Origin of the sequence: Microbacterium sp. ZXX196 (assembly GCF_009709595.1) — a bacterium.
GTDB lineage: Bacteria > Actinomycetota > Actinomycetes > Actinomycetales > Microbacteriaceae > Microbacterium > Microbacterium excoecariae.
This window is the reverse complement of record NZ_WMEE01000001.1, coordinates 27,351-41,968: the sequence shown is the minus strand read 5'-3', so window position 1 is coordinate 41,968 and position 14,618 is coordinate 27,351. Positions and strand designations below refer to the sequence as shown.

Annotated in this window: 19 protein-coding genes and 1 pseudogene; 1 reads left to right on the top strand and 19 read right to left on the bottom strand. The window is 67.9% G+C overall.

Annotated features, from left to right (window positions below; all coding sequences use genetic code 11):
• Window positions 1–558: 558 nt before the first annotated feature.
• The 9 genes and pseudogenes from GJQ66_RS14495 to GJQ66_RS15145 all read right to left on the bottom strand — a co-directional run.
• Window positions 559–1,698: pseudogene (locus GJQ66_RS14495) on the bottom strand (recombinase family protein); the annotation flags it as partial.
• Window positions 1,699–1,858: 160 nt separating this feature from the next.
• Entirely contained in the window at window positions 1,859–2,131 is a 273-nt protein-coding gene (locus GJQ66_RS00200) for a hypothetical protein (protein ID WP_155047372.1), read from the bottom strand.
• Window positions 2,128–2,562, bottom strand: coding sequence for a hypothetical protein (locus GJQ66_RS00195; RefSeq protein ID WP_155047371.1), 435 nt, complete (start codon window positions 2,560–2,562; stop codon window positions 2,128–2,130). The genes GJQ66_RS00200 and GJQ66_RS00195 overlap by 4 nt, the downstream gene beginning before the upstream one ends.
• Before the next feature lie 86 nt (window positions 2,563–2,648).
• A complete protein-coding gene (locus tag GJQ66_RS00190; RefSeq protein WP_155047370.1) occupies window positions 2,649–3,002 on the bottom strand; it encodes a hypothetical protein in 354 nt (117 codons plus the stop codon).
• 107 nt (window positions 3,003–3,109) lie between these two features.
• A complete protein-coding gene (locus tag GJQ66_RS00185) occupies window positions 3,110–3,670 on the bottom strand; it encodes a hypothetical protein (protein WP_155047369.1) in 561 nt (186 codons plus the stop codon).
• The gene (locus GJQ66_RS00180; RefSeq protein WP_155047368.1) at window positions 3,670–3,951 is read right to left on the bottom strand and encodes a hypothetical protein; all 282 of its coding nucleotides are present in this window, start codon (window positions 3,949–3,951) and stop codon (window positions 3,670–3,672) included. The genes GJQ66_RS00185 and GJQ66_RS00180 overlap by 1 nt, the downstream gene beginning before the upstream one ends.
• 264 nt (window positions 3,952–4,215) lie before the next feature.
• The gene (locus GJQ66_RS00175; RefSeq protein WP_230379194.1) at window positions 4,216–6,273 is read right to left on the bottom strand and encodes a bifunctional DNA primase/polymerase; all 2,058 of its coding nucleotides are present in this window, start codon (window positions 6,271–6,273) and stop codon (window positions 4,216–4,218) included.
• Window positions 6,273–6,404, bottom strand: coding sequence for a hypothetical protein (locus tag GJQ66_RS15150; RefSeq protein WP_268866045.1), 132 nt, complete (start codon window positions 6,402–6,404; stop codon window positions 6,273–6,275). Before GJQ66_RS15150 ends, GJQ66_RS00175 begins: the two co-directional genes overlap by 1 nt.
• Window positions 6,401–6,535: a hypothetical protein gene (locus GJQ66_RS15145; RefSeq protein ID WP_268866044.1), complete on the bottom strand. Its 135-nt coding sequence runs from the start codon at window positions 6,533–6,535 to the stop codon at window positions 6,401–6,403. Before GJQ66_RS15145 ends, GJQ66_RS15150 begins: the two co-directional genes overlap by 4 nt.
• A gap of 699 nt (window positions 6,536–7,234) precedes the next feature.
• Between GJQ66_RS15145 and GJQ66_RS15315 the strand changes: the two genes are divergently transcribed.
• The gene (locus GJQ66_RS15315) at window positions 7,235–7,693 is read left to right on the top strand and encodes an XF1762 family protein (RefSeq protein ID WP_368732475.1); all 459 of its coding nucleotides are present in this window, start codon (window positions 7,235–7,237) and stop codon (window positions 7,691–7,693) included.
• On the opposite strand, the gene GJQ66_RS00170 is transcribed toward GJQ66_RS15315, so the two are convergent.
• The 10 genes from GJQ66_RS00170 to GJQ66_RS14040 form a co-directional block, all read right to left on the bottom strand.
• A complete protein-coding gene (locus tag GJQ66_RS00170; protein WP_230379193.1) occupies window positions 7,681–7,866 on the bottom strand; it encodes an HNH endonuclease in 186 nt (61 codons plus the stop codon). The genes GJQ66_RS15315 and GJQ66_RS00170 overlap by 13 nt on opposite strands.
• Before the next feature lie 7 nt (window positions 7,867–7,873).
• Complete coding sequence (locus GJQ66_RS00165) at window positions 7,874–9,766, bottom strand: Druantia anti-phage system protein DruA (protein WP_155047365.1); 1,893 nt, start codon at window positions 9,764–9,766, stop codon at window positions 7,874–7,876.
• 1 nt (window position 9,767) lies between these two features.
• A complete protein-coding gene (locus GJQ66_RS00160; protein ID WP_155047364.1) occupies window positions 9,768–11,612 on the bottom strand; it encodes an ATP-binding protein in 1,845 nt (614 codons plus the stop codon).
• A gap of 78 nt (window positions 11,613–11,690) precedes the next feature.
• Window positions 11,691–12,215 (bottom strand): sigma-70 family RNA polymerase sigma factor, encoded by a 525-nt coding sequence (locus GJQ66_RS00155; RefSeq protein WP_196215763.1) that lies wholly within the window; start codon window positions 12,213–12,215, stop codon window positions 11,691–11,693.
• Window positions 12,216–12,498: 283 nt separating this feature from the next.
• Complete coding sequence (locus tag GJQ66_RS15140) at window positions 12,499–12,663, bottom strand: zf-TFIIB domain-containing protein (RefSeq protein ID WP_155047362.1); 165 nt, start codon at window positions 12,661–12,663, stop codon at window positions 12,499–12,501.
• The gene (locus tag GJQ66_RS00145; protein ID WP_155047361.1) at window positions 12,656–12,868 is read right to left on the bottom strand and encodes a hypothetical protein; all 213 of its coding nucleotides are present in this window, start codon (window positions 12,866–12,868) and stop codon (window positions 12,656–12,658) included. Before GJQ66_RS00145 ends, GJQ66_RS15140 begins: the two co-directional genes overlap by 8 nt.
• Window positions 12,869–13,011: 143 nt before the next feature.
• Window positions 13,012–13,578, bottom strand: coding sequence for a hypothetical protein (locus GJQ66_RS00140; protein WP_155047360.1), 567 nt, complete (start codon window positions 13,576–13,578; stop codon window positions 13,012–13,014).
• A 55-nt stretch (window positions 13,579–13,633) separates the two neighbouring features.
• Entirely contained in the window at window positions 13,634–13,795 is a 162-nt protein-coding gene (locus GJQ66_RS00135) for a hypothetical protein (protein ID WP_155047359.1), read from the bottom strand.
• Window positions 13,795–14,394, bottom strand: coding sequence for a hypothetical protein (locus GJQ66_RS15135; RefSeq protein ID WP_155047358.1), 600 nt, complete (start codon window positions 14,392–14,394; stop codon window positions 13,795–13,797). Before GJQ66_RS15135 ends, GJQ66_RS00135 begins: the two co-directional genes overlap by 1 nt.
• A gap of 90 nt (window positions 14,395–14,484) precedes the next feature.
• Window positions 14,485–14,586 (bottom strand): DUF4244 domain-containing protein, encoded by a 102-nt coding sequence (locus GJQ66_RS14040; RefSeq protein WP_196215762.1) that lies wholly within the window; start codon window positions 14,584–14,586, stop codon window positions 14,485–14,487.
• Window positions 14,587–14,618 lie beyond the last annotated feature (32 nt).

Here is a 14,618-nt window from a genome sequence, read left to right as displayed (position 1 = left end):
GAACACCGGGGTCGGACCAGCGTCCGAGCCGCCGTTGCCGCCCGCCGAGCCGCTGTCGCCCCACATCCGCGGGTCGATCACGCCCGAGATCCTCAAGCCCTCCGGGCGCGCCACGCGGTCCTTCCCCGACACGACCTCGCCCGTCATCTGCACCTTCACCCGCAGGATCCGGTACACCTCACGGCGCTGCTCCTCCGAAAGCCCCTGCAAGTTCCCGCGGGCCCGCTCCGCGAGCTGCGCCAGGTCCCGCAGCGCCTCGCCCTGCTCCCGCACCGACGTCGCCAGCGCGAGGTAGCCCGCGCGGCGCTCCCGCAGCCCCTCCAGGTCCTGCTCGACCTCAGCCAGCGCCGCCCGGATCGGGGCGGGGTTGTCGGCGAGCAGCAGCTCGCGGGCGGCGTTCGCCTGCGCGGCTTCGAGCTTCGCGATCTGCCGCTCAACCGCCGCCAGCAGGGTGGCGTCCTGCGACCCGTCGCCCGCCTCGTCCGGCAGCTCCAGGTACGCCCGCGCCATCGCCTCCAGCCGCGCCGGGTCCGACAGGAGCCCGACCACCGCGGCCCACACCCGGGACTCCAGCGGCCCGAGCGCGACCTGCTTGCACTTGCACTTGTCCTCGCCGTACGTGTGGCGGCGGCCCGTGCAGCGCATCACGGGCTGCTTGCCGGTGATCGTCACGCCGTAGTACGCCTTCCCGCACGCGCCGTACACCTGCCCGGTGAGCGGGCGCGAGACCGGCGCGACTGCCTTGCCGCGGAGCGAGCGCCTCACCAGGGCGCGCATGATCGCCCGGTGCTCGGCCACCGTGAACGGCGGATCGGGCAGCTGCAGCTCGATCGCCTCGCCCCACCTTGCCGTGCCGTCGCGCTTCACCTTCGTCTTGTGCCCGCGCGGGTAGTAGGCGGACTTCCCACCGGAGACCGCGCCCCACACCACGACCCCGGTCGCGAGGGTCTCGTTCGCGAGGATGTGGCGCAGCGACTCCGCCACCCACGGGTTCGACTTCATGTGCTTGTTGCGCTCGGTCGGGCTGTCGAGCAGGTGCTGCGCCTGGCGCGTGAGCATCCCGGCGTCGTTGAGCCGCTCGGCGACCTGGTATGCGTTCATCCGCTCGGTGACGAGCATCCGGTACGCCTCGCGGAGGATGTGGCGCTCGCGCTCGTCAGGGACGGGGCGGGCGGTGCCCTTGTGCCCTTCGAGCCGCCAGCCGAACGGGGGCTTGCCGCCGGGCCACTCGCCGCGCTCGCCCTTCGACCGCTGGCCGCGCACGGTCTTCTCGACGATCGCGTCGCGGTCGAGCTGCGCGAACGACGAGAACACGCCCGCCATGGCGCGGCCCGCCGAGGTGGTGGTGTCGATGAACGACTCCTGGACGGAGGCGAACGCCACGTCGAGCTCGGCGAGGTCGTCGATGACCTTCGCGCTGATGTGGATCTTGCGGGCGAGGCGCGTGAGGTTGAGGGCGACGAGAACGTCGTACTCGTTCTTGGCGGCGTCGCGGAGAGCCTCGGCGAGCGCGGGCCGGTTCTCGACGGTGCCGGACACCCCGGCGTCCTCGTAGACCTTGCCGGTGAACTCCCACCCGCGCGACTCGATGAGCGACAGGCAGAGCCGCTCCTGGTCGCCGAGCGAGGTGCCGTCGACCTGGTCTTCGGTGCTGACGCGGGTGAGGATCGCGGCGCGCTTCCGGGTCGACGTGCTCATGCTGCTGCCCTCCGCTGCGCGCGTAGGGCGCGGAGCCGGGAAGCCTCGCACTCGCGGCACTTCGCGCGCAGCCAGTCCCGGTCGGCGCGCACCCGTGCGAACGCACCGGCCGGGAGTTCTCGACCGCACTTCGTGCAGGCCTTGGTCGTCGCCGCGGCGGTCACGCTGCCTCCTTCGCGAGCATCCGCTCGGCGGCGCGGATGAACTTGCCGCGCAGCGCCTCGGAGGGGAGCTGCTTCGCCGTCGTCGTGATGGTCGCCTTCGTGATCTCCTGGCCGTCGGCGATCGAGTTCTGCAGCGTCGCGACAAGCACCGACACGTGCCGCGCGTCGTGACCGGGGCGGTAGGTCGCCTTGGGGCCGACCTGCTGCCCGCAGGTGCCGCACGCGCAGGTGTTGACGGGGGTCTGGGTGGTGTTGGTCTTAGTATTCATGGGAGGTTCCGTTTTCCTGTCTGACCAGGGGTTTCTTGCTCTACTTCCAAGGAAATCACGCATACGCGTTCGCCCACAATTTCTGTTCCGACGTGTCGTTGAGTCGGCGTCGCGCGGTGCAGGTGGGTGCGGGTTTCGCCGCCCCACGTCCCGACCTGCTCGCCCGCGGGGTCGGCGTACCGCCCGCAGAGCGCGAGCGCCGGGCACCCGCAGCAGCGGTCGGCGGCGATCTGCTGTTCGTCGCGGTCGTCGGACGTCCACGCCTCCGAGCCCGGCCCGAGGCACGGCACCTCCTCGCCGCGCACCCGAGCCTCGGCGACGCTGTGCTGCAGTTCGTCGTACGCGGCGAGCGCGTCGGTGCTGGGCGTGAAGGCTCGGAGGCGTCGCCCCTTCCTGGCCTTCGGCGGAGGAACCGCTTGTCGAGCGGACATCCCTGCAGGAAACGTGCCCATCAGTCACACTCCTTGGGGTTGTGCCAGGGCCGACGGGACTCACCGCCGACCCCGGCGCGGATGGATCAGGGCTGACGGATCTCGACCGGCACCTCGTCATTGACGACCAGCACATACGCGCGCTCGGCCTCCTGGAACGTCGACCACGCGAACTGTGCAGCGCGGATGCGCCGCTCCACCAACTCGGCGCGCTCTTCACCAGTGAGGTCGTGATGTGCGACCCGATCGGTGGCCGCGACCGACCCCTGCTCGTAGACGAGCGAGGTCATCAGACGGCTCCGCGCGGATTCGTACTCACTCCAGGCGTCCGCATACGCACGTCCTGTGTCCTCAAGTAGCGCGTCCTCGGCGGCGGAGTACTCGTCCGGATCCGTGAACTGGTCGAGGACGTCGCGGGGGTTGCTAATCGTGCTGGTCATGTTGTTCTCCTTTGCTGGTACTGCTGATGTGGGTGGTTGATGTCGAGAGCAGGCCCCGAGCGGCGGCGGTCGTGCCAGCCTCGGAGCCTCGTCATGTTGGAGCGCGGTCACGGGCGGCCTCCCGTGGCATCTCCCGCGACGTGGAGGGCCGCGGACGCCCTCTCAGGGGTCCGAGCGCCTGCGAGGTCGCGGGAGGGCGACGGGACGGTCGCGCCAGGGACGAGGGCCAGCCACCCACGACGGAGCGACGCGACCACGTCGTCCACGTCGACGCCCTCTCTGGCGAGCAACACTGCCGACGACGACAGGAACGGGTTGTTCGGGCGGATCAGCTCCGCGACCGGGTGCGCAACGAGGCCCCAAGCCTCGGCGAACTGCCCTGCAGCGTCGAGGTGCTCCGCGAGAGACATGTACGGCTGGTTGAGGACCACGCGCCTGCCGCTGCCAGGCGTGAGCGCGTGGCAGTGGTCGAACCTCGCGCCGAACGCTGCGAGCGATCCACAGTCGGCATCAGGCCCGGGGTGCGCCCACGCTTCGTGCGCCTCGGGGTACCGACCTCCGAGGATCCAATGTGCGCACGCCTGCCCGGCGCTGGACTGCCGGTACGGGAGCTCGTCGACGGTGAGGTAGCCAAGGTCTGGTTCTCGGATCCTGCGATTGCTGCCCATCAGCCGTTCCTTCCTGCGGTTTCCGCGTCGGGCGTGCGTCCCTCGCTGTGCTGCTGCGCCGGGACGCGGCGGTAGTGCTCTTCCGATGGGCGCGGGTTCCACGCCCGCTGCGCTCGGCGGTGGTGCGCCTTGCAGAGGCCAAGAAGCCGGGCGTCGCGCTCGCAGCCGCCGACCCAGCACTGCGGGGCGGGCCTGTCGATCGGGCCCCATGCGGCGGCCTCGTCGGCGTGCGGCGCGAGCCAGACGGGGAGGCCGTCGGGGATCGTGCTGTCATTACTCATGTCGTGCTCCTATGGCTGCTTGTTCCTGAAATCTGTGAGGGCGATCTGTCGGCGAGGGTGGCCGGTCCAGCGGCACCCCCTCCTTTGGAGGGGGGGTGCGCCGCGTGGACCTCTAGGCGTGGGCCGCGCCGTGGACCCACGTGGATTGCTGCGTGGATTCCTCTCCCGCGTCGTGACGGGGCGGGGATCTCAGCCCGTGGATTCCCGTGGGCTTCCGCGTGGACTTCTGCCCCGAGAGGCCGCGTGGACTGCTGCGTGGACTGCTCAGAAGCCACCGAAGAGCGCATCGCCGTCACCCCCGACCGAGTCGTCGAAGGCGTCCTCGTCGGCGCGCTTCCGCCCCGCGTCGGTCGCTTCCCATCCGTCGCTCGGCTTCTGCCCCTGCACCTTCACTGCGCCGGGGTGGCGCTTCGCCCAGCCGCGCGCCTCGAACGATTCGAGCTTCCGCCGCACCTTCTGCTTCTCGCCCTCGTCGGGCTTCTCCGAGTCGAACAGGCCCGCCGCCACGGCGTTGGCCGTCGTGAGGCCGCCGTCCGACAGCGCGCAGAGCACGGCGAGCGCGTCGCGCTTCCGGTACACCCTCGACACGGCGCGCTCGCGGTCGTGGAACACCTGCCACGGGCCGAGCGGGTCGATCGGCTGCTTCAGGTGCGTCAGCTCGACGAGCGTGTCGCCCGCGGTGCCCCACAGCAGGACGACCGACCCCGCGCCCGCGGTGATCCAGATCGACCCGTACACGTCCTCCAGGCGGTCCGGCTTCGAGCCGTTCTCGCCCTTCTTCACCATGTGGTGCAGCTCCAGCACCTCGACGCCGCCGTTCAACGCGATCTGGCGCGCCCTGTTGTACGCTGCGCCGACCTCGTCAGACGACAGCCCGACGGCGGCGTCCTTCAGCGAGTCGACGACCACCGTGTCCGCCCCCGCCTGCTGCGCGAGCTCAAGGAGGGTCTCCGGGTGCGCGGCGAGGTCAGCGGGCGGCGGCCCCTTCCACACGACCAGACGCTGGTCGAGCACCTCCCGCCCGATGCTGCCGAGGTACTTGTTCAGCAAGCGGCGGATCTGCATCGGGCGGTCCATCGCGAGGTACAACACCTTCGACGCGGTTGCGGCGACGGGCAGCCCGAGGACCCGGCCCCCGGCGAGGCGGGCGCGGACCAGCTGCGCGGCGAGGGTGCTCTTACCGACGCCGTTCGGCCCGGCGAGGATCAGCGCCTCCCCGCTGTTCCACCCGATGGCCGCCCCGTCGCCCCAGACGGCGGTCGCTTCGGGGATGTCGAGGACGAACTCGCCGCCCTCCGCGAGGTGGCCCGCCTCCTCAGAATCCCGGCGGCGTTCCTCTCGGTAGATCCGCTCTGCAGCGCCGCGGATGCGCAGGTGCTCGACCTGCTCCTCGATTCGGCGCTCACGGTCGCTCTCATGCGACTGCTCGGTGACCCAGATCGACTCGCGCACCGTGTCGCGGTCCTCGTAGCTCGCGTCGACCTCGGCAATCCACGCGTCGACGTGGTGGTCGAACAGCTCCCGGTCGTCGCGGTAGAGGCGGGCGTAGTAGCCCGCGACCTTCGTGAGGGAGTTGTTCGTGACGCCTTCGCCGCGCGAGGGCGGGTTCAGGATGAGGTGGACGGCCTCGGAGCGCGCGAACAGCCCGCCCGCCGCCCCGGCGTCGAGGGAGGGCCGCCCGGGGGCCTCACTGTGGGGCTTCCGCTCGCCTGGCATCGGCGCGCCATACGAAACCCACACCGCGCGCACCTCGTCGACGGTCATCGGGCGCTCGGGTACTGAATCGTCCGCGACGGTGTAGGGCTGGCCGGTGTCGGGGTGGAGCGACGGGGGGAGGACGACGTACGCACCCGGCCCGCACTTGAAGTCGACGCCGTGGACGATGTGGCCCTGGGTCAGCGGCCGGTCGAAGCCACCGCCCACCCGATACACGAGGTGCTCGTTGCCGTTGCCGCGCCCGCTCAGGTGCGTGCGGGTCTCGGGTAGCGCGTCCGAACGGGACACGCCGTGCTGATAGTCAAGGTCAATCACAAGTCGACCGGTGGTCGCGCCGCCGACGTTCGCAGTCGGATACGGGCCGAAGAGCCGCGCCAACTTCTCCGGGTCGCGCGTGGCGTCGAGGACGCCGTGGCCGAGCTTGCCGCAGCGACCGTCGCACTTGGGTCCAGACTCACCCTTGTGGGCGCTCGGGATCGCGGGGGTCTTGCCGCCGGGGCGCAGCGGGAACACGGGCCACCCACGCGCCGCCCATTCGAGGGCGGCGGCGAGCGCCGGGTTGCCGGGCGGGTCGCCCGGGCCGTGGACGTAGCCGGGGGCCTTCATCACGCGCCGCCCACGATGTGCAGCAGCGCGAGGCAGCAGACGTACACGGCGGAGTACACGGCGCAGAACGTGACGATGGACACGGCGAAGAGCCGGTCGGGGTCGACGCGCGGCCAGCGGCGGGGGCTCACGCGGCCACCGCCCGGGTGGGCTGCGCGAAGAGCAGCTTGAGCAGGTACGCCAGATCGTCGTCAGCGATCGGCGCGGGGGTGAAGTCGACGGCTACGCCGTTCGGCTGTGGGGTTGGCTGAAGGTGTCGCACCTGGACCTCCTGGAAGATCCGAGCGCGCCAAGAACGACAAAAGCGCACTCGAATACCTAAGAGGGGAAGCGCGGGGCGATCGCTCGCCCGTTGCCGATCCGCTGTCGGATCTTCCACCCTCGTGGGTAATTCGATGTGCGCTTGGAGTGCTCACCGGCAGGAGTATTGGCCAACCCCTGCGACCGGAGCCGGGGCTCTGGCCTGTCGTCGTTCTTGAATTGCGGGGCCCATCTAACCAGGCGAGACGTACTCCCGCAAGTAATGTGCTGCTCCCGACGTGTCGCCGGGTACGACGAGACCCCCAGCCGGGCGGGGCCGGGGGTCTCGGGGTGTCTGGCCGGGGCCAATCTCCGCGCGAGCGGAGCCGGGTCGACGCCCCAATTCTACCGAGCGTAGAAATCGCGAACAAGCCAAAGCCCCCGACGAGGTGCCCGCTCTCGCGGCGTCGGGGGCCTCAGCCCTGGTAATGGAAATGGGGTACCTATTTTACCGCTCAGCCCGGGGTTCTTGCTATACGCCATGTCGCTTCGCGCGTCTGCGGTTTCCTTGTCGGATGCTAGCCCGATTACGAAATCTGATTGCAATGCGGCAACTCAGAACCCCGGAATTACAAAGTGGGAAACCATCCGCGTGTCGCATGGTCAAGTAATTCATCCGTGTGATCCAATCGAGATTTTTTCCTGATTGGAGCCACATTCCATGCAATCTCGACTGGTGATCCGCACCATCAGCCTCCGCGACGCTAACGCCTTCATTGACGCCGTTCACCGGCACCACAAACCAGTAGTCGGACACAAGTTCTCTTTGTCAGTAATCGACGCGGAAGGGAAGGTCCGAGGCGTTGCCACAGTTGGACGTCCGGTCGCACGGCACCGCGACGATGGCATCACGCTCGAAGTCACCCGAGTCGCCACCGACGGGTGCCCCAACGCATGCTCCGCCTTGTACGGAGCCGCTTGGCGCGCCGCGAAGGCGCTGGGCTATGCGCGGTTGGGAACCTACACGCTCGAATCCGAGCCTGGCACTAGCCTGCGAGCTGCAGGATGGCGCCCGGTTCACGTCGTGCGGGGGCGTTCCTGGTCTGCACCGAGCCGCCGCCGCAACGACCGCCTTCCTCTCGAAGACAAGATCCTGTGGGAACCTCATCAGCCCGCGTAACGGTCACCCTTCCGTCGGTTACACGTCCGGCAAAGCGTCTGCAGATTCTCGAATGAATCGTCGTGCGTCCACGAGTAGGGCACCACGTGGTCGACCTCAAGGAGCACCGCGCTGAACTGGCGAATGCAATGCACGCACGTATACCCGTCTCGCCGGAAGACGGCGAGGCGCATGTGGAGGTCAAACGTCGAACGCCGAGTAATGCCCATCGGGAATCTCCTCAACCTTCGGCGGGCGTCGCGCGATCGCGGGAGTTCTCGGGAGCTCAGCAGCGCTGTCCAGTTGCAGCCGCAGCGCGATCGCACGCGTGGTGGCCCACACGACGGCGGGCGTCACCAGGTCATTGTCGTCAAACACGACCGCCAGCTGATTCTTACGCGCGCCGGTCTCCTGCAGTAGGTTGCCCCGCTGCCCGATAAGTGCCTCCGTGAGGCCGTCGAGGCTGGCGGCAAGGTTGAATCCGAGAATCGCCGACAGTTCCATCTCCGAGGTCTTGAACACCTGAGGTGCCTGGTCGCCTTCACCTGGCTTGACGAGCCGAACTTCGGCCATTGACATCCCGCGGAACCTCTGCGCCGAGTGCACTCCAAGTCGAAGACGCCCAATGATGCCTTCGTATTGTGTGCCCGACCCGTGACGGTCCCAGCCTCGCAGTTCCCGCTCTCCGTTTGACCAGCGCACATCCGCGAAGGTGAGTTCGAGGTCATCACCCTCAAGCTTGTGGAAGATGGCCGTCCCCTCGTCGGCCTCCCCGTTGGGAGTCCGTCCGCGGATCTGTTCCTTCGAGACGGCAACTGCGATCGAGTACGGCCCAAGCGTCACTCGACCGTGGCGCGCGAGCGTGTGGCCCGCGACCGCCGTGGGGCGGGTCAACTCCGCCGTCAGCCGGTGGTCGTGATGTGACCAACGGGCGTACTCCGGCCGCCGTTCAGCGCGCCCGACTGCCCAGCGTTCGCGCCAGAACTCCCCGATATCGGCCGCTGGGAGGTCGAACGGCTGATAGTCGTTCGTCTCGCCCCGGAGGTACTCATCCCAGCCGGACGCGGTCGGCGCGAGGAACACCTCACGCTTAACGTTGTGCTGGAGGCTCTCGTCGGGGATGTCGAGCGACTTTAGGGCATTGCGAATGACGCGGAACCTCCAGTTTGGTCCGCTGCCGTAGATGGCCGACGCTGCCTTCGCGTCGCGGGTTTCGGTCACGTGCGTGCGCACGAACTCGAGCAACTCGGCGAAGAGCGCGTTGGAGAATTGGAAGTGACCGTACCCGCGGGTGAAGCCGACCGACCGGAACATCGTCTGCCCGCGGTACACCAGTCGGTTGTAGATCGACGAGCGACCCAGTGCCGATGAGGTCGTGATGAGTACCGGCGTAGGGTCCTTGACCTCCTTTCGGATCTCCGTCACGCTGCCGCGGTACTTCTGTGTGAGGAAGTCTCGGGTCTCGTTCGCAAGGCTCATCAGGGCAACCAACTTGCCTGCGATGAGTTGGCGGTAGGGCTCGACTGCACCGAGCACGAACGCGTCGTACACGCTGTACAGGCGCTCGTTACGCTGCTCGGTGGTCCATCCGATCACCGAATCGCGAGCGGACTGAGCGATCACGGGGTCCCCGAGAGCAAAGATTGCGATCAGTTTGCCGTTCTGCCGGTCCCTGACGAGAAACCGCGACCGGCGTCCGTAGCCGGACGAAACCGGGACCGACCACGTCAGCGACGCGTACCGGAACAGGTTTGCGTCACCCGTAGTGCGGACGGGAACAATGTACGGGTCGATGGCTGCCGGGTCGATGTCTCTTCCATCCGCGAACTGACGCAGCGCGTTCGGCTCGTTTTCCCAGAGCCATGCTTCGTTGTCTTGCAGGAGTGAGAGGCGCTGACCGGCGTGTGCGAGCCGAAGTTGCTCTTTAGCAACTGTCGGGTCGAGGTTGCTGTTCGCGAGATCAACGCGGCCTCGGACGGTCGAAAGCTCGTCCAGCACGCGCCGCCGGAGTTCCCCGAAGTAGTGCGGGTCGTCGGTGGCAGGCCGACGACCCGCCGGACGCTCGTTGCTCTCGTCCGGCAGGTCGTTGGGCATCTCAGGCTTCCTCGTCGTCTACTTCGACCTCGTCGAAGCCGTTGTCATGGTCGAACTCGTCCCGCGCTTCGAGACCGCCCTTCTCGAAAATCGAGGGGTGAAGGTCGAAGGCGTCAGCGAGCTTGCGCGACCAGTCGCGTCGCTCAGCGCGGTAGAAGAGCTTCGACTCGGCCGGAGCGTCAAGCTCCGATGTCGCGAGGATCCAGAGCATCAGTTCCAGGGCCGAACGCAGTTCCGCCTGATCTGCGCCCGTGCGGCTGTACACCTCGCGGTACCAGGGGTGCCCCGTGTTGATCCGGAGAATCACCTGACTGCCGATCATGGTCGGCGAGTAGAAGGGGTCGTCCTCGGTCTGCTGCTCGAACACCACCTTGTACGGCTTGTCCGCGGCTGCCTTCTGCTGGGCAGCCGCTACATCCTCTTCTGGAACGCCCGTCTCCTTCGAGACCTCCTTCACACGCTTGTCGAAGTTCTTCTGCGCCTCGTCCTGCGTGTCCTTACTAGCCTTGCGCGTGCGCCGGTAGTCGCGCTCCAACGCCTTGGCAATCGCTTCCTCCGACGGACGATTGCCGTCCGTGCCATCTACCCTGAGCGCGTCCGCTTCTGCCTTGCGTCGTTCGCGCTCGTCACTGATGACCTTGACGAGGTTCTTGATTGCGCGAAAGACCCCGTGCTGCTCAAGGAGCTGCTCCATGCGGTCCGTGAACACGATGGTCTGCTTATCCGGTGTGACACCGAACAGATCGTCCAGTTCCGGCGGGAAGTCAATTGCAACTCCAACCTGGCGCGAATATACGCTCCAGTTAAACGTTGACGACTTTGCGAGCTCGATGAAGCGCCCGTGCCTCGTGACGAAGAACCCGTTGTACTGCTTCCGGATTTTCTGTCGCACCTTCGAGGGGCGACCACGTCCCCCGGACGAAACCTCAGCGTTATGCGCGTCCATTCCGATGAGCGAGAAGCGCACGGTCACCGTGTGACGAGTGCCGTTCTCGTCCGCGACCTCGAATTCTATCGGGCTCTGCGCTTCCGCTTTGGGGAAGCCATCGATGTCGTAGTACCGGTGCCCAGGCGTCGTGAAGAGAACGTCAACCGGCTCCACTTCCTGGCCGTTAACGAACAACTTGCAGACATCGAGCCACCCCGCGTAGGTGATGCCGAGGTGCTGACGGAAGCTGTTCGTCGACTGCTGCTTGTTCGGCCACGCGAGACGGTCGAGCTTCGACCACACCACGACCGTGCGGACGGCGTCGGGGCCCCCCAGCACCGTTTCAGCAGCGTACTCGGCGATCCAGTCGGGGAGATCCTCGTGAACGACCTCCGGCAACTGTGCGGAGTGGCCCTTGAAGTTGAGATTGTCGAGGTCGACCGTTACCGAGCCGTACTTCGCCCCGTCTTCCGTGCGCGAGTAGACAGTGAACTTGCGACCGCGATTGACCGACGCGCTCGGCAGTCCAAACCCGAAACGGCCGAAGACGTTTCGCTGCCCCTGGTTGGAAGAGCCTCCCCACTTAGTCGCGTGGGGGAGGAACGACTCTTCGATACCCGACGCGTCATCGATAAATGCGATCTCGGTGACAGCCTGTCCCTTGCCGCCGGTCGACTCGATGATGTGTACCTGGGACGCGCCCGCCTCGATGGCATTGTCGATCAGGTCACCCGCCGCGTGAGCCTCGTCTTCATAGCGAACTGACCTCATCGTCTCGGCAAGCATGCGCTCGTCGACGAGACCCGATCCTGCGCCGTTCTTCGCAACCTCACGCTGACTATCGAGCTGACGCTCCTTGACGTAGTCGCGCTGGCGCTTGAGGTGATCCTGGGCGGTGTCCTTCTTGATGGTGGCCATGATGGCCCTCCGTTCTCTTATTCGTTTGCGCGGCGACGTTTGCGCCGCGTTCTGATACGTCGGGTGACGCACCAAGTCTTAGTGAGTGAGCGCCTGCTGCAGCGTTGCGCGTGCGCGCTTGAAGTTCCGGTCAACCGTCGAGCGGGAGATGCCGAGGACGGAGGCCGCCTGTTCGAGCGTGTAGCCGAACTCACCGCAAAGCGTGAACGCCCGCGACTCTCCCGCAGGCAGCCGAGCGATGAGGTCTCGGATCGTCGCCTCGGCATCCGAGGCTGACGCGGCGTGCCCGTGGCTCCAGAGGACAGCGTCGTCGTACTCACTCGCACTGAGACCGTCGACGCGCGACGCATCGCCGAAGCGGTAGCTGCTCGCGTACGGCTCGGCATCCTTCACCTTGCGGGAGATGTACCGGGGGCGGGAGGTGTTCGTGATCGCGGCGGCCGCGATCGTAACGCCGTCAGTCGGTGCGGTCCGAGCGGCGGCGAGCAACACGTCGCCGACGATGTCGTCGAGGTCGCTCGGGGTGAGGTAGCGCGAGGTCACGCTCCACTTGATCCGTCGCTTGACGGCGTCGAGGTCGCGAGACGTGAAGGAATCGGTCATGGTCATGCTCCATCCAGGTAAGGAGAGCTCCCCACGACCGTGAGGTCATGCGAACTTGAGGCTGTAGTACGGAGGGTATTTGGCGAGGCACTTTTGGCCACACCAGGTCCGGAGCTCCCGTGTTCTTCAGTTAACAGAGTAGAAGCATACACCTTGGCCCGGCACTTCGAGCCGGTGGGCTTCTACTACCTACCAGGCCACCGGAACGCGCGGATTTCCCACGCACTCGAAAATTCTTTAGCCGGGGCTGGTGGCCCGCGTTAGTGGAACGGAGCGTCGCGCGTCAGTCCGGCTGGGAAACGTGCCCGCACGCCGGGCAGCGCCACGCCTCGCCGATGTCGAACGCCGTCGGCTCCATGCGCGTCAAACACTCCGGGCAGTTCGGGGTGTCGAACTCGGCATCCGCCTCGCGTCGCCGCTCCCGGGCGCGCTCCAGGTCGTCAGGCACGCTCGACCAGCCGCCGGTCGAACTCGGACTGCGCGCTCGCGGTCTGCAGCTCCGCGCGGGCGCCCGCCTCCTCACGCCCAGCGAGCACGTCGCTGACCAGCTGCTCGATGTGCCGCCGGTCGTGGCCGGGGAGGTAGCGGGAGCCGGGGTACGCCGGGGTGCCGCCGCACCCGCAGAGGCACGCCCCTTGCTCCGTCGTCGTCATGCCTGCATGCTATCGGGCCGGGAGCGGGCCTCCCCGGCGCTCCGTGGGGTCTCCCTCAATACAGAGGACCCCCGGGGCCACTCTGGGCCGTCCGGGGGTCCTCATGTCGCGGAAAGGCCGTGGGGAGCCTCGCGCGTCGCCGGTCAGGGCGCGGAGTAGGTGATGCCGTTCGCCAGGTTGTACGACGCGCCGCTCGTCGCCGACTCCACGAACGCCAGCGCCACCGCCGAGTCCGCCGACTGCGGGTGCGCCTCCCTGTACGCGTCGAGCGTGTCCACCCAGCCCTCGTGGCGGGCGCGGTGTCCGACCGCGTGCGCCAGCGACTCGTCGCCGCCGCGGACCGCGTCGCGCAGCACGTCGAGCGCCTCGCCCTCGCCCGAGATCCGGCGGGCGCGGTCCGCCGCGTCCCGGCGCAGCAGCACGCTGTTCGCGTCCGACGGCTGGTCGCCCAGCAGCTCCCGCTCCAGCCGGTCGCGGATGCTCCGGACGCGCTCGTCCTGCTCCTTCCGGATCGCGTCGAGCTTCCCGCGCGTCTGCGCGCTCAACTCGTCGATGCGGGTCTGCTTCGCGAGGTCCGACGCCATCTCGTCGGCGAGGATCCCCTCGCGCGCCGTCCGGTGCGCCGCCTTCACCGACGCCGCGCGGTCGCGGAACCCGTGCATCGCCGACTCCAGCTCGCGCTCGACCCCTGCGGGCGTTGACTTTGCCATGATCTTTCCTTCCGTTGGTTGTGGTGCCGGGGAGTGACCGCCCCGGCGCGGTTGCTTAACCTGTCGCCGACAGCTCGTCGACGACCTCGGCGAGCGTCGCCTCGGGACGCTCCTGCACGAGCCGCACGACCTCCTCGGCGATGCGTTCGCCGCGGAGCCGCCTCCGGCGCGCGAGGTCGACCAGCGCACGCGCCGCGTCCCGCTCGGTGTCGACCATCAGAGCGACCCCTCGACCATCAGCACCCCGGCGACCTCCTCGACCGTCATCTCCGGGTGGGTCTTCAGCAGCTGCGCCGTGGCGGTGACCGTCTGCACCACCACCAGCGACACGTCGCTCGTCACGCTCAGGCGGTCGTCGTACAGCCGCGTGAGGCGCGCCCGGTGGTGCTTGATCTTCAGCATCGCCTCGATCGCCCTCGTGTCGCCCTGCCGGATCCGGTCGGCGAGCGCCACCTCGGCGACGTCCAGCCCTTCCAGCTCTGACTGGCGCAGCGTCTCGACCGACTCCATCGGGAGGCGCGCCATGTGCCGCCCGACCGCCTTGCGCGCCACGTCGCCCGACTTGTAGCCGAGCTCCCGCGCGATCGTGTCCCACGAGTAGCGCTGCACCCGCAGCTCCGCCGCCCGCGCGACGCGCTGCGCCGACGTGAGCCGCACCTCGTCCGCGGTCCTCTCGCTGTAGACGATCTCGCCGCCCTTCCGCTTGAAGGTCCGCGGCTTCGGCGTCCCGTCGCGCTGCGCGGCGTCCTCCGCCTCCCGGTACTCCTTCAGCGCCTGCGCGTACTCCGGGTCGCGCTCCTTGTCCTTGGGCGTCATGCCGCCACCTTCCCCTCGATAACCGACCAAGCGAACGGCGGGAGCGCCGGGAAACTCAGCGCGGTCGGACCCTCGTCCGATCCCTGCGTGTTACTCGCCGCCGTCCCGGGAAACTCGCGGGGATCGGGCGATCGTGACGATCGCATACTCGGCGGTCGAGGCGCCCTCTTCGTCGTCCCACAGTTCTTTCATCTCTTGCTCTTCCTTTCTCTTTTGGGGATCCG

What these genes read in the sequence shown, in the direction of transcription:
- GJQ66_RS15315 (WP_368732475.1), top strand. Translation starts at nt 7,235, where the DNA reads ATGCAATCTCGACTGGTGATCCGCACCATCAGCCTCCGCGACGCTAAC.
- GJQ66_RS00185 (WP_155047369.1), bottom strand. Translation starts at nt 3,670, where the DNA reads ATGGGCAGCAATCGCAGGATCCGAGAACCAGACCTTGGCTACCTCACC.
- GJQ66_RS00145 (WP_155047361.1), bottom strand. Translation starts at nt 12,868, where the DNA reads ATGACGACGACGGAGCAAGGGGCGTGCCTCTGCGGGTGCGGCGGCACC.
- GJQ66_RS00200 (WP_155047372.1), bottom strand. Translation starts at nt 2,131, where the DNA reads ATGAATACTAAGACCAACACCACCCAGACCCCCGTCAACACCTGCGCG.
- GJQ66_RS00135 (WP_155047359.1), bottom strand. Translation starts at nt 13,795, where the DNA reads ATGGTCGACACCGAGCGGGACGCGGCGCGTGCGCTGGTCGACCTCGCG.
- GJQ66_RS00190 (WP_155047370.1), bottom strand. Translation starts at nt 3,002, where the DNA reads ATGACCAGCACGATTAGCAACCCCCGCGACGTCCTCGACCAGTTCACG.
- GJQ66_RS00140 (WP_155047360.1), bottom strand. Translation starts at nt 13,578, where the DNA reads ATGGCAAAGTCAACGCCCGCAGGGGTCGAGCGCGAGCTGGAGTCGGCG.
- GJQ66_RS15135 (WP_155047358.1), bottom strand. Translation starts at nt 14,394, where the DNA reads ATGACGCCCAAGGACAAGGAGCGCGACCCGGAGTACGCGCAGGCGCTG.
- GJQ66_RS00155 (WP_196215763.1), bottom strand. Translation starts at nt 12,215, where the DNA reads ATGACCGATTCCTTCACGTCTCGCGACCTCGACGCCGTCAAGCGACGG.
- GJQ66_RS00165 (WP_155047365.1), bottom strand. Translation starts at nt 9,766, where the DNA reads ATGCCCAACGACCTGCCGGACGAGAGCAACGAGCGTCCGGCGGGTCGT.
- GJQ66_RS00160 (WP_155047364.1), bottom strand. Translation starts at nt 11,612, where the DNA reads ATGGCCACCATCAAGAAGGACACCGCCCAGGATCACCTCAAGCGCCAG.
- GJQ66_RS00175 (WP_230379194.1), bottom strand. Translation starts at nt 6,273, where the DNA reads ATGAAGGCCCCCGGCTACGTCCACGGCCCGGGCGACCCGCCCGGCAAC.
- GJQ66_RS14040 (WP_196215762.1), bottom strand. Translation starts at nt 14,586, where the DNA reads ATGAAAGAACTGTGGGACGACGAAGAGGGCGCCTCGACCGCCGAGTAT.
- GJQ66_RS00180 (WP_155047368.1), bottom strand. Translation starts at nt 3,951, where the DNA reads ATGAGTAATGACAGCACGATCCCCGACGGCCTCCCCGTCTGGCTCGCG.
- GJQ66_RS00195 (WP_155047371.1), bottom strand. Translation starts at nt 2,562, where the DNA reads ATGTCCGCTCGACAAGCGGTTCCTCCGCCGAAGGCCAGGAAGGGGCGA.
- GJQ66_RS00170 (WP_230379193.1), bottom strand. Translation starts at nt 7,866, where the DNA reads ATGCGCCTCGCCGTCTTCCGGCGAGACGGGTATACGTGCGTGCATTGC.